Raw genomic sequence first — 12721 nt, 5'->3', positions numbered from 1 at the left:
CTCGAAGACCACGAACCGACCGCGCCCGGCCCAACCAGCGGAGCGAACCCGCGGAGCTAGTGGTTCGACTTCCAGTCCGCCTGCGCCTTGTTCAACTGGTCGGCCAACGTGTCCAGGAACTGCTTCGCGCTCATCTTCCCGAGCAGCAGCTTCTGGAAGTTCGGCTCGTTGTCGGACTTGGAGATCGTGTTCCAGTCCGGCAGGTAGTACGGCAGCTGCACGATCTTGGTACCGGCCCCGTTCAGCGCCTCCGCGGCCAGCTTGGTGGGCTCGGCCTTCTGGATCCACGCGTCCTTCGCGGCGTCGGTGTTCGCCGGGACCTGTCCCGCCGACTCGTTGAACTTGGAGTTCTCCGCCGCCGAGAGGGCGAACTCGATGAACTTCCAGGCGGCCGCCTTGTTCTTGCTGGACTTGAACAGGCTCATCCCGTCGACCGGGTTGGACACCTGCACGCGGGTGCCGTCGTCCTGCGTCGGGTTCGGGATGCCGCGGAACTTCTCCGCGCCCAGCGCCTTCACGTGGTCCTGGTAGGAACCGAGGTTGTGGCTGAGCATGCCGATGGTGCCGCTGTCCCACTGGGCGACCATCTTGGTGAAGTCGTTGTTGACGTCGGCGGACGGGGTGTCCTTCTTGTACAGGGCGATGTACTTCTCGAGGGCGGCGACGTTCTTCGGGTCGTTGACGGTGGTCTTGTCGCCGTTCCAGAACGAGGTGATGCCGGTCTGGCCGTACACCGCGTCGAGGGCCGGCGCGATCGCCCCCTCGCCGCCCCGGATGGTGAAGCCGAACTTGTTCTTGCCCTTGTCGGTGAGCTTGTCGGCGGCGTCGTAGAACTTCGACCAGGTGGTCGGGGCGTCCAGTCCCGCCGCCTTGAACAGGTCCGTCCGGTACCAGAGCGTGCCGTTGTTGGCGGAGGTCGGCACCTGGTACAGGCTGTCACCGCCGCCCGCGGCCCGGCTGACGTCGAGCAGGTTCTGGCTCAGCCTGCCGCCCAGCGAGCTCCCCTTGAGCCGGCTGTCCAGCGGCTCCAGCGCGCCCTGGACGGCGACCTCGGCGAGCATCGCGGTACCCACGCCGCCGACGTCGGGCAGGCCGCCGCCCTGGATGGCGGTGTCGTACTTCGACTGGGCGCTCGCCGCCGGGATGCCGACGTACTTGACCTTGATGTCCGGGTACTTCTTCTCGAAGTCCGCGATGATCTGCTTCCAGATGTCGGTGCGGACACCGCCGTTGTTGTCCCAGAAGGTGATCTCGCCCTTGCCGGAGCCCTCGGTGCCCTTGTCGCCCGCCGCTCCGCTGCCGTTGTCGCCGCAGGCGGTGACGGTGAGCGCAAGCACGGAGCCCAGGGCGACGACCGTCGCGGCACGCCCGGTTCTGTGGATGTTGATCTTCATTGATCGGCTCTCTTCTTCTGGATCCAACGGGGTTGTGTGGCTTGTCAGCGGAATGAACTGGTGATGCGGAACTGCGTGAACGAGGCCGCGCCGGCGTGTCCCCCGCCGACGGGCGCGAGTGCGAAAAGTCCGAGCAGGGCGCCGACCCAGCGCCAGGAGGTGGCGGCGAAGACCTGGCCGGAGGACTGCCGGCCGCCCCCGACGTCGTACGAGAACCGGCAGCGCGCCCCCGCCCCGCTCTCGATCCACAGCCGGGCCCGCCCCTGGGGCGCCGCTCGCGGAGGTGCGGCGTCGCGCTCCCGCTCGGCGACCGACTCGGCGAACCGGTGCACGAGCCGCACCGACCCGTCCGCCTCCCGCTGGAGCCCGATCCAGCTGAAGGCGTCCCCGAGCACCGCGAGCCCCGCCCGCGCCCCCGGCTCCTTGCTGTCGAGGCGCAGCTCCACCTCGACGGTGGCGGGAATGCCGGGTAACCGCTGGGTGAGGACGTTCGGCAGTCTGCGCAGGTCGTGCGCGTCCACCGTCCGGACGCAGCTCAGCCGCAGCCCGTCCCCGGAGTGCTGGGTGGCCCAGCCGTCCTGCCGGTTGGCGGTCCACTGCCACTGCCGTCCGAACCGGCCGCCGGGGAAGTCGTCGTCGGTGGCGGGCGCGGAGGGCGGCTGCTGCGGCAGTCGCGGCTTCTGGTGTACGGCGACGGGGGCGCCCTCGTCACCGAGCACCGGCCAGCCGTCGGCGCCCCAGCGCATCGGCTGGAGGTGGACGACCCGCCCGTAGGGCCCGCGCTGCTGGAAGTGCGCGAACCAGTCCTCGCCGGCCCCCGTGCGTACCCAGCCGCCCTGGTGGGGGCCGTTGACATCGGTGTCCCCCTGCTCCAGCACCACCCGCTCCTCGTACGGGCCGAAGAAGCCGCGCGAGCGGAAGGCGCCCTGCCAGCCGGTCTCCACTCCCCCGGCGGGTGCGAAGATCCAGAACCAGCCGTCGTGCCGGTAGGCCTTGGGCCCTTCGAGGGTGAACCAGCCCGGGATCCGGTCCGCGTCGATGATCACCTTGCCCTCGTCGAGCAGCCCGGTGCCGTCGGGGCGCATACGGTGGCCGGTGAGCCGGTTCTTGACGCCCGCACGGGACTTGGCCCAGGCGTGCACGAGATACGCCTCGCCGGTCTCCTCGTCCCACAGCGGGCAGGCGTCGATGAGGCCCTTGCCCTCCTTGACCAGGTGCGGTCGGGTCCAGGGACCGCGGATCTCCGGGGCGTTGACCTGGAAGATGCCGTGGTCGGGGTCGCCCCAGAAGATCCAGAAGCGGTCGTCGTGGTGCCGCAGGGACGGGGCCCACACACCGCAGTCGTGCCGGGGCTTCCTGAATTCCCTCGCGGGTTCAAGGAGCCCGAGCGCGTGTCCGACGAGCGTCCAGTTGACCAGGTCGCGGGAGTGCAGGAGCGGCAGTCCGGGCGCGCGACCGAAGCTGGAGGCGGTGAGGTAGAAGTCGTCGCCCACGCGCAGGAGGTCGGGGTCGGACCAGTCGGCGTCGAGGACGGGGTTGCGGTAGGTGCCGTCGCCGAGGTCTGCGGAGGCCAGCGCCATCAGGGGCTCACCGCCTTCCGCACCAGCGCCGCGGCCTCGCTGCTGCCGAGGGCGCCGTCCGCGACGACGGTGACGACCCGGCGTACGACCGTCTCCCCGGCCGGTATCGGCAGCCGTTCGGTGTGCGCGAGGGAGGATCCGACGCCCGGGTACTCGGCGGTGCGCACGAACCACGGGTCGCGGCGGGTCGCCGCGGTGGCCCCGGCGAAGACGAGGGTCCAGCCCGCGCCCACGAGGGCGAGCCAGTCGGCGGGGGCCCCGTGGACCGCCTCCTCGCCCTCGGTGTCGGCGGTGAAGACGCGCGGCGCCCGCGCTTCCTTGCGGGCCCGCCAGAAGAAGCCGCCGTAGGCCGCTCCGGGCCGCCCGTTGGTGGCCGGGCTGCCGATCGAGAGGGGGCGGGTGGTCGTGTTGGTGAGGGAGAAGGTGAAGTCCAACGCCCAGGCGGAGTCGGCGAGTTCGGTGACGGCGACCGTACGGCGCTCGCGCAGCAGCTCGCCGCCCGCGGCCACCCAGCGCAGCTCCTCCACGAAGCCGTCCGGGTCGCGCAGCTGGAAACCGGAGTGCCGCTGGGCGCCGTGGTTGGCCAGCTCGGTGGGTCCCTGGTCGCGGACGTAGGTGCGCCCGCCCCAGAAGTTGTGCCCCTCGACGTCGGGAACGGCGACACCGACGCCGAGGTGGTGGGTGTGGTCGGCGGGGCTGAGCTCGGTGACGGCCGTGCCGGCCAGGGTGGTGACCGGGTGGAGGTAGGGGCGCGGCGAGAACCGGGGCGCGAGTTCGGGCCGGGTGACGTACCGGCCGACCGGGCGGCCCGCGACACGCAGGACGAGCGAGTCGGTGCTCTGTGCGTGGTTCATGGGGTGCTCACCTCGCTTCCCACCTTGTTCGCGGCTTTGTTCGGGACGTCGCTCGGCACGTCGTTCGGGAACCGGTTCGGCCGGGCCCAGGAGGCGCCGAGCTCGGAGTAGAGGGCGAGGGTGTCGGCGGCGGCCGCGACGAGTCCGTCGATGCCGGGCACGACCCTGCGGTTCTCCTCGGGAAGCGGCTCCCAGGCGTCGGCGGGCAGCGCGAGCGGGTCCGGCGCCTGCCGGATCGCCTCCACCACCTTCATGAAGGCACCCGTCGTATCCGGCGCGACCAGCAGTCCGGCACCCTCCGTCATATGCGCGACCAGGTTCTCCAGCAGGTCCGTGCGGCCGTACTCGATCTCCTCCGGGCCGTGCCCGGACCGCTGCACCAGCACCCGGTCCTGCTTGTACCAGAAGGTGATCCGGCCGCTGCTGCCGTGCACCAGGACGTACGGTTCGCCGGGCCGCTCGGCACAGAGCGTGGCGGCGACGGTGACCCGGCCCCGCGGGGTGGTGATGCGTACGCAGGACGTGTCGTCGGACTCGATGTCGTTGGCGTGCTGCAGCTCGGTCTCGATCGCGGTGACGTCCTCGGCGCGGGTGGATCCGTTGAGCGCCAGGGCGGTGGCGACGGCGTGCGCGAGGGGGTTGGTGAGCGCCCCGTCGATCACGTCCACGCCGTTCAGACGGCGCTTGCCCGCCCACGGCGCCCGCCGGTAGTACGCCTCGTCGCGCGCCCAGGCGCCCGCCCCGCCGATCCCGGCCACCTGGCCGATCACCCCCTGCGCGATCAGCTTCCGGATCGCGGGCACGGCGTGCGAACCGAGCGACTGGAAGCCGATCTGGCAGACGACCCCGGCCGCGGCGACCCCGTCGGCCATCCGGCGGAACTCGGCGTACGACGGCGCGGGCGGCTTCTCCAGCAGCAGGTGTACGCCCTTGCCCGCGGCGATCAGCGCCAGGTCGGTGTGGGTGGGGATGGGCGTGCAGATCACGGCGATCGCGGCGCCGGTGGAGTCGAGGAGGGCGCCGAAGTCGGCCGACTGCTCGACCGTTTGCCCGTTCAGTTCCTCTGCGCCGAGCGGGGTCAGCTCGCAGATGCCCGCCAGCCGTACGAGCCCCTTGGCCTGGAGCCGACGGATGTTCTCCAGGTGCCAACGGCCGTGACCGCGCGCACCCGCGAGAACGACGGGCAGCGGCAGTTGTCCGGTGGACGTGCTCGACGGGAATTCCTCGGCGGCCCTCATCCCTTCACCGCCCCCGCGCTGAACCCGGTGATCAGCCACTTCTGGATGAAGGCGAAGACGATGACGACGGGGACGGCCGCGATGATGCCGCCCGCGGCGAGCGCGCCCAGGTCGACGCTGTCGGAGCTCATCAGCGTGTTGAGGCCGACGGGGATGGTCTGCTTGCTCTGGTCGCTGAGGAACATCAGAGCGAACAGGAAGTGGTTCCAGGCGTGCACGAAGGCGAAGGAGCCGACGGCGATCAGCCCGGGCCGCAGCAGGGGCAGGACGACGATCCGGAAGGCGGTGAAGCGGTCGCAGCCGTCGACCCAGGCGGCCTCTTCGAGCGAGTACGGGACGTTCCTGATGAACCCGCTGATGAGGATCATCGACAGCGGCAGCTGGAAGACCGTCTCGGCGATGATGACGCTGCCCAGCGAGTTGATCATCTGGAGCTTGGCGAAGATCTGGAAGAGCGGGACCAGGAGCAGCGCGCCCGGCACGAACTGGGAGCAGAGCAGCGCCAGCATGAAGCCGCGCTTGATCCTGAAGTCGAAGCGGGCCAGGGCGTACCCGCCGGCGAGGGCGACGAGGGTCGTCATCACCAGCGTGGCGACGGCGATGAGCACGCTGTTCTGGAAGTAGGTCCCGAAGCTGCGGTCGTTCCACACCTTGTCGAAGTGCTCGAAGGTCATGGGCCACGGCACGAGCGAGGTCGAGCCGGCCGGGCGGAGCGCGAAGAGCAGGATCCAGTAGAAGGGGATCAGAGTGAAGAGGAGGTAGATGGAGAGCGGGAGGTAGATGTGCCGGCGCGGGACCTCGTCCCAGGCGCGGCGCTTCCTCCCCGGGCGCTCCCGGGGTTCCTCGGCGAGCGGGGCGGGCGCCGCGGGGGCGCTGATCGTGGCGTCCTTGGTGATCACTTGTCCCCGCCTCCGAACTTGCTCAGTCGCAGATAGACGACCGAACAGAAGAGCAGAATCACGAACGCGACCGTGGTGAGGGCGGACGCGTAGCCGAAGTTGTGGGCGTCGACGCTGGTGTTGGCGATGTAGAGCGGGAGGGTCGTCGTCTCGCCCGCGGGACCACCGCCCGTCAGCGTGTAGAGCAGGTCGACGTTGTTGAACTCCCAGACCGCGCGCAGCAGCGTGGACAGGATGATGGCGTCCTTCAGGTGCGGCAGTGTGATGTGCAGGAACTGCTTGAAGCGGCTGGCACCGTCGACCTCGGCGGCCTCGTACAGGTCCTTGGAGACGGACTGGAGGTCGGCGAGGATCAAAATCGCGAAGAAGGGGACACCGCGCCACAGGTCAGCGACCACGGCCGCCGGGAAGACGGTGGAGGTGTCCGACAGCCAGCTGGTGCCGTACTGGCCGATGCCCGCGTCGGCCAGGTAACGGGTGATGCCGGTCTGGGAGTTGTAGAGCAGCACCCAGATCGCGGAGGTCAGCACACCGGAGACGGCCCAGGGCGAGAAGACCAGCGCGCGGCCGACGGCCCGTCCCACGAAGGTCTGGTTGACGATCAGCGCGAGCGCGAGCCCGAAGAGCAGTTGCAGGCCGACCTCGACGAAGACCCACTTGGCGCTGAAGGTCAGCGTGTCCCAGAACTGGGGGTCGCTGGTGAAGGCGTGGGTGAAGTTGTCGAGGCCCGCGAAGCCGTTGCGCCACGGTTTGGTGGGGTTGTAGTTCTGCAGGCTGTAGTAGAAGACGCTGATGACCGGGTAGGCGATGAAGCCCAGCATCAGCAGGCCCGCCGGGGCGATCAGCAGATACGGGAGCTTGCGGGGCGTCGCCGAGCCACGGCGCCGCCGGGGTGGCGCGGGCTGTTTCGCCACGACTGCGGCTTGGGCCATGACTGTTCTCCGTTCTGGCGGGTGCCGTGGAGCGCTTGCTGTACCGATAGGAAGCGCTTGCTACGTACACATGGGTGAAGCGCTTGCTGTTTGCTGATCACTGCTTGCTTTTCGAGATGTCGATCAGGAGGGACTCGAAGAGGGGCGGCCCTCGCGGGCACGCTCAGCCCGCGTACGGGTCCGGCACCTTCCCCGGCCGGGCCAGGAACGCGAAGTCGCAGCCGGTGTCCGCCTGGGTGATCTGCTCGTTGTAGAGCGCCCCGTACCCGCGCTCGTACCGTTCGGGCGGCGCCGTCCACTCCGCCCTGCGCCGCTCCAACTCCTCGTCGTCCACGTTGAGCTGGAGCGACCGTGCCTCGACGTCGAGGGTGATCGTGTCCCCGGTGCGTACCAGGGCGAGCGGTCCGCCGATGTGCGACTCGGGCGCCACGTGCAGCACACAGGCGCCGTAACTCGTGCCGCTCATCCGGGCGTCGGAGATCCGCACCATGTCCCGTACACCCTGCTTCAGCAGATGGTCGGGGATGGGCAGCATCCCGTACTCCGGCATGCCGGGACCGCCCTTGGGCCCGGAGCCCCGCAGCACCAGCACGCTGTCCGCCGTGATGCCGAGCGACGGGTCGTTGATGGTCCGCTGCATGGTCTTGTAGTCGTCGAAGACGACCGCGGGACCGGTGTGCTTGAGCAGGTGCGGCTCGGCGGCGATGTGCTTGATGACGGCTCCGTCGGGGCAGAGGTTGCCGCGCAGCACGGCGACTCCGCCCTCGGCCGCGACCGGGTTGTGCCGGGTGCGGATGACGTCGTCGTCGTGCACCTGGGCGCCGGCCAGCTGCTCCCCCATGCTGTCGTACGACACCGTCGGCCGGTCCAGGTGCAGCAGATCGGTGATCCGCGAGAGGAACCCGGGCAGACCGCCGGCGAAGTGGAAGTCCTCCATGAGGTACTTCTGGCCGCCAGGCCGGACGTTCGCGAGCACCGGCACGGTCCGCGCGATCCGGTCGAAGTCGTCGAGCGTGAGGGTGACACCCGCGCGGCCCGCCATGGCGATCAGATGGATCACGGCGTTGGTGGAGCCGCCGAGCCCGAGGACGGTCGTCACCGCGTCCTCGAACGCGTCCGCGGTGAGGATGTCGGACAGCTTCCGGTCCTGGCGGACGAGTTCGACGATCCTCAGGCCCGCCGCGGCCGCCATCCGGTCGTGCCCGGAGTCGACGGCGGGGATGCTGGACGCCCCGGGCACGGTCACCCCGAGCACCTCGGCGGCGGCCGTCAGCGTGGACGCCGTACCCATGGTCATGCAGTGCCCCGGCGACCGCGCGAGCCCGCTCTCCAGCTCGGTCATCTCGCAGTCGCCGATGAGTCCGGCGCGCTTGTCGTCCCAGTACTTCCACATGTCGGTGCCGGAACCGAGGACCTCGCCCCGCCAGTGACCGGGCAGCATCGGCCCGGCGGGCACGAAGACCGCCGGCAGGTCGACGGACGTGGCGCCCATGAGCAGGGCGGGCGTGGACTTGTCGCAGCCGCCCATCAGTACGGCGCCGTCGACGGGATACGAGCGCAGCAGTTCCTCGGTCTCCATCGCCAGCAGGTTGCGGTAGAGCATCGGGGTCGGCTTCTGGAAGGTCTCACTGAGGGTGGAGACCGGGAATTCGAGCGGGAAGCCCCCGGCCTGCCACACCCCCCGCTTCACGGCCTGCGCGCGGTCGCGCAGATGGACGTGACAGGGGTTGATGTCGGACCAGGTGTTCAGGATCGCGATGACCGGCTTGCCGAGGTGCTCCTCGGGCAGGTACCCGAGCTGGCGGGTGCGGGCCCGATGGCTGAAGGAGCGCAGTCCGTCGGTGCCGTACCACTGATGGCTCCGGAGCTCCTCGGGGCGCTTCGGCTCCTTTCCTCCCTGGCTCATATGGACCACCCCGCGGCGATGGCGGCGACTTCCGCGCGCTCGGAGTCGGGCAGCTCCCTGCTCGGCGGGCGGACCTCGCGGCGGCACAGGCCGAGCGAGGCGAGGGCCTCCTTGACCACGGTGACGTTGTTGGCGGAGGTGTTCGCCGCGCGCAGCTCCTCGAAGCGGCGGATCTGCTCCCAGACCTTCATGGCGGCCGGGTAGTCACCGGCTCGGAGCGCTTCGATCATGTTCAGGGAGACGGCCGGGGCTACGTTCACGAGGCCCGAGGTGAAGCCCGTGGCACCGGCCGAGAAGTACGACGGGGCGTACGGTTCGGCGAGGCCCGCGACCCACACGAACCGGTCGAGCCCCGCGTCCCGGGCGAAGGCGGCGAAGCGGGCCGCGTCCGGGACGGCGTACTTCACGCCGATCACATTCGGGCAGACGTCGGCGAGGTCGGCGAGCCGGGCGCCGGGCAGCACCGGGTTGCGGATGTAGGGCACGACGCCCAGTTCCGGCACGGCCTCGGCGATGGCCCGGTGGTAGTCGACCCAGCCGCCTTCCGAGACGTAGGGGTGCACGGGCTGATGGACCATCACCATCTGCGCCCCGAGCTCCCGGGCGTGCCGGGCGGAGGCGACGGCGGTCGGCACGTCGTGTCCGACGCCGACCAGGACGGTGGCGCGGTCGCCGGCCTCGTCGATCGTCAACTCGGTGACGAGCTGCCGCTCTTCGGGGGTCAGGGCGTAGAACTCACCGGTGTTGCCGTTCGGGGTGAGGGTGCGGATGCCGCCGTCGAGCAGCCGACGCAGCAGGGCCCGGTGGGTGTCGCCGTCGATCGTCCCGTCCTCCGTGAAGGGGGTCACGGGGATCGCCACGACCTCGGCGAGCGCCGCCCGCTGGGTCTCGTACGTCGCTGTCATTCCTGTCCAACCTCTTCCTGGGCCGCGGGGAAGGCCCGTCGCACGAACGACTCGATGTGGGCGTGCAGCGCGCGGGCCGCGCCGTCGCAGTCACCGTCGAGGGCGAGGCGCAGGATCTCCCGGTGCTCGCTGGCCTCGCGCTCCCAGGACGGGTCGGCGGCCCAGGCGACCGCCGACACGAGAGCGGCCTGGTCACGCACTTCGTCGAGCATCCGGCCGAGCAGCGGGTTGCCGCAGGAGACGTACAGGGCGCGGTGGAACTCCCGGTTGGCGAGCGAGCGTTCGGCGGTGTCGGAGGCGTCGTCGGCGCGGGTCAGCGCGTCGCGCGCGGCGTCGAGTGACGCCTCGCGCCGTACGGTCCGCCGCAGCGCCTCCGGCTCCAGCAGCAGCCGCACGTCGTACACCTCGCGCGCCATGTCCGCGTCCACCATGCGCACCGTGACGCCCTTGTACTGGTTCATCACGACGAGTCCGGTACCGGCCAGGGTCTTCAGCGCCTCACGCACGGGCGTCTTCGACACCCCGAACTGTGCGGCGAGCTCGGTCTCGACCAGGGCCTGTCCCGGGGTCAACTGCCCGGTGAGGATGCGGTGTTTGATCCCCTCCAGCACGAACTGCGTGCGGGACGGGATCGGAATGGGCACAGAGGTCATGCGCGCCTCTCGGATCTGTATCTGATCTCGTGTATCGCGTCTCATATATGACGTACGAAGTACGACGCGTTGAAGGTAGGAGCGCAGCCGTGTTTCGTCAACGCTTCCGACAAAAGAAGTTGGAGTGACCGACGGGGGCAGGTCGTCGGGGCGCGGACGGGGTGCGCACACCGCACGCCGGTCCGTGCACGAAAGAGAGGATGTGCATGTGCAACATGGCGAAGGCGCCGGGGCCCGCTTCGGCGCCACAAGACGCCTCCGCCCCGGCGCCTCGCTTCCGCACCGCACGGCATTCCGCTTCCGCACGGCACTTCACTCCCGCACCGCACGTAACTTCACTTCCGCACAGCACCCCACCTCGCTCCGCACGGCACCCCGTTTCCGCGCCGCGAGGCTCCCGTGGTCTTTGGCGAGGCGGGGCTACGGCTTCCAGCCGGGGTCGCGGCCGCTGAGGCCGATCACGCGGTCGAGGAAGGGCGCATCGTCAGGCACGGGCACCACGGGGCCGAACACGCCACCGCCCGGGCCGGAACTCTCGGCCGCGGCGGCGAGGAAGCCGTAGGCCGCCCGCAACGCGACCTCGTCGGGCTCGTACTCCTGGCCGGTGGCCCGGGCCAGGTCCCAGCCGTGCACCACCAGCTCGTCGGCGGCCACGGCCCCGGCGACCGCGCCCGGCAGCGTCACCCCGCCCGCACGGGTCACGCCGGTCCACGCGGCCGGGTCGCGCCAGGCCTCGGCGAGCTCGTCGAGCGCCTTCGGCAGGGTCGCGCGCCAGTCGGGCCCGATGTCCGGCACCACGGAACCGGGGTTGGTGTCGGTCGTGACGCCCAGGTCCTTGCGCCCGGCGTCACGGAAGGCGACGGCCAGTCCGCCCAGATGCCCGAGCATGTTGTGCACCGCGAGCCCGGGACAGGGCGTGGCGCGGTCGAGCTGCTCCTGCGTCATCCCCGCCGCGAGGCGCGCCACGATCAGGGCCTGCGGCCCGAGGTCGAAGGTGTCGAAAGTGCGGTCGTCCGTCATCGGCTGCTCCCCAGCTCTTGAGCTCTTCAGCTCGTCGGCTCTTCTGCGACTCCACTCCGGAGGCAGACCGAAACGGCGCCCGGAACTCATCGCTCCCGGCCGAGGAGATAGGTTGGATGCCCGATCCCCGACCGCCCTCCTTAGAACCACGATCACCTGTCATGACATGGACGGTGACGCGTGTGCTGGGTGACCGCAACGCGGGGTTGTACCTGGCCGGAGTGGTGGTCTCGGGCTTCGGCTCGTCGGCGATGTGGCTGGTGTCGGGCATCTGGGTCAAGGACCTGACGGGCTCGAACGGTCTGGCGGCCCTGTGCGTGTTCGCCCTCTGGGCCCCCACGCTCGTCGGCCCCGTCCTCGGCGTGCTCGCGGACCGCACCCGCCGCCGGCCGCTCCTGATCGCCCTGAACCTGACCCTGGCCGCGCTCCTGCCGACGCTGTCGGCCGTGACCACCCGGGACCGCCTGTGGATCCTCTTCACGGTGCTTTTGCTCTACGGGGCGGCGGGCGTCGTCCATGACGCTGGGGAGTCGGCGCTCATGGCCACGGCAGTCGACAGGCACCTCCTCGGCGACTTCAACGGCCTGCGCATGACGGCCGGCGAGGGCATGAAGCTCCTGGCTCCGCTGACCGGGGCGGGCCTGTACGCGGCGTACGGCGGTGCGAGGGTGGCCGTCCTGGACGCCGTGACGTTCGCCCTCGCGGCCGGGCTGTACGCGCTGCTGCGGGTCCGCGAAGCCCCGCCCGTCCCGGACTCCTTGGCCTGGCGGGCCCGGACCGCCGCGGGCATCCGCCACATCCGGCACCACCCGGAACTCCGGCCACTGATCCTGGCCGCCGCCACGACCATGCTCTTCGCGGGCGTCAACGGCGCCACGGTCTACGCCGTCGCCGAGGGTCTTGGCCGCTCCCCCGCGTACGTCGGCCTCCTCTACGTCGCCCAAGGCGCCGGCTCGGTGCTGATCGGCCTGGTCTCGGGTCCCCTGCTCCGCCGACTGGGCGAGCGCCGCTTCGCCGCGTACGGCATCGCCCTCACGGCGGTCGCGGTCGCGCTCCGCGCGATCCCGTCCGACGCGGTGGCCCTGGTCTGCGGCGCAGTGATCGGCTTCGGCCTCCCCTGCGTCCTGATCGCCGCGTACACCGCCGTCCAGCGCGAGACTCCGGCCCCGCTCCTCGGCCGCACCTCCGCCACCGCGAACACCCTGATGTACGCCCCGAACGCGCTCGGGCTGGCCGTCGGCGCGGGCCTGATCGAACTGGTCGACTACCGGCCCCTGCTCCTGGCCCTCGGGCTGACCCGCCTCCTGACGCTGCCCCCGCTCACCCGCACCTAGAAAACG

The 12721-nt window shown here is 70.6% G+C and carries 11 protein-coding genes; 1 reads left to right on the top strand and 10 read right to left on the bottom strand.

Annotated features, from left to right (window positions below; genetic code table 11):
• Positions 1 to 56: 56 nt before the first annotated feature.
• The 10 genes from SMIR_RS29840 to SMIR_RS29795 all read right to left on the bottom strand — a co-directional run bounded on the left by SMIR_RS29840 (position 57) and on the right by SMIR_RS29795 (position 11381).
• On the bottom strand, positions 57 to 1394 hold the full coding sequence (locus SMIR_RS29840; RefSeq protein ID WP_168490410.1) for an ABC transporter substrate-binding protein: 1338 nt from the start codon (positions 1392 to 1394) through the stop codon (positions 57 to 59).
• A gap of 44 nt (positions 1395 to 1438) precedes the next feature.
• Complete coding sequence (locus SMIR_RS29835) at positions 1439 to 2974, bottom strand: glycoside hydrolase family 43 protein (RefSeq protein WP_212727599.1); 1536 nt, start codon at positions 2972 to 2974, stop codon at positions 1439 to 1441.
• Entirely contained in the window at positions 2974 to 3828 is an 855-nt protein-coding gene (locus SMIR_RS29830; RefSeq protein WP_168490412.1) for a DUF6807 domain-containing protein, read from the bottom strand. Before SMIR_RS29830 ends, SMIR_RS29835 begins: the two co-directional genes overlap by 1 nt.
• On the bottom strand, positions 3825 to 5066 hold the full coding sequence (locus SMIR_RS29825) for a Gfo/Idh/MocA family protein (protein WP_212727598.1): 1242 nt from the start codon (positions 5064 to 5066) through the stop codon (positions 3825 to 3827). Before SMIR_RS29825 ends, SMIR_RS29830 begins: the two co-directional genes overlap by 4 nt.
• Entirely contained in the window at positions 5063 to 5965 is a 903-nt protein-coding gene (locus SMIR_RS29820; RefSeq protein WP_168490414.1) for a carbohydrate ABC transporter permease, read from the bottom strand. The genes SMIR_RS29825 and SMIR_RS29820 overlap by 4 nt, the downstream gene beginning before the upstream one ends.
• The gene (locus SMIR_RS29815; protein ID WP_101405858.1) at positions 5962 to 6897 is read right to left on the bottom strand and encodes a carbohydrate ABC transporter permease; all 936 of its coding nucleotides are present in this window, start codon (positions 6895 to 6897) and stop codon (positions 5962 to 5964) included. Before SMIR_RS29815 ends, SMIR_RS29820 begins: the two co-directional genes overlap by 4 nt.
• A gap of 163 nt (positions 6898 to 7060) precedes the next feature.
• Complete coding sequence (araD, locus tag SMIR_RS29810) at positions 7061 to 8803, bottom strand: L-arabinonate dehydratase (RefSeq protein WP_168490415.1); 1743 nt, start codon at positions 8801 to 8803, stop codon at positions 7061 to 7063.
• The gene (locus SMIR_RS29805; RefSeq protein ID WP_168490416.1) at positions 8800 to 9708 is read right to left on the bottom strand and encodes a dihydrodipicolinate synthase family protein; all 909 of its coding nucleotides are present in this window, start codon (positions 9706 to 9708) and stop codon (positions 8800 to 8802) included. Before SMIR_RS29805 ends, araD begins: the two co-directional genes overlap by 4 nt.
• Complete coding sequence (locus SMIR_RS29800; RefSeq protein WP_168490417.1) at positions 9705 to 10361, bottom strand: GntR family transcriptional regulator; 657 nt, start codon at positions 10359 to 10361, stop codon at positions 9705 to 9707. The genes SMIR_RS29805 and SMIR_RS29800 overlap by 4 nt, the downstream gene beginning before the upstream one ends.
• A gap of 420 nt (positions 10362 to 10781) precedes the next feature.
• A complete protein-coding gene (locus SMIR_RS29795; RefSeq protein WP_212727597.1) occupies positions 10782 to 11381 on the bottom strand; it encodes a TIGR03086 family metal-binding protein in 600 nt (199 codons plus the stop codon).
• Between the two features lie 161 nt (positions 11382 to 11542).
• Between SMIR_RS29795 and SMIR_RS29790 the strand changes: the two genes are divergently transcribed.
• On the top strand, positions 11543 to 12715 hold the full coding sequence (locus tag SMIR_RS29790; protein WP_168490418.1) for an MFS transporter: 1173 nt from the start codon (positions 11543 to 11545) through the stop codon (positions 12713 to 12715).
• Positions 12716 to 12721: the final 6 nt, after the last annotated feature.

It is taken from the genome of Streptomyces mirabilis (genome assembly GCF_018310535.1).
GTDB lineage: Bacteria > Actinomycetota > Actinomycetes > Streptomycetales > Streptomycetaceae > Streptomyces.
The sequence above is the reverse complement of the archived record's forward strand: the minus strand, read 5'-3'. Positions and strand labels throughout refer to the sequence as shown.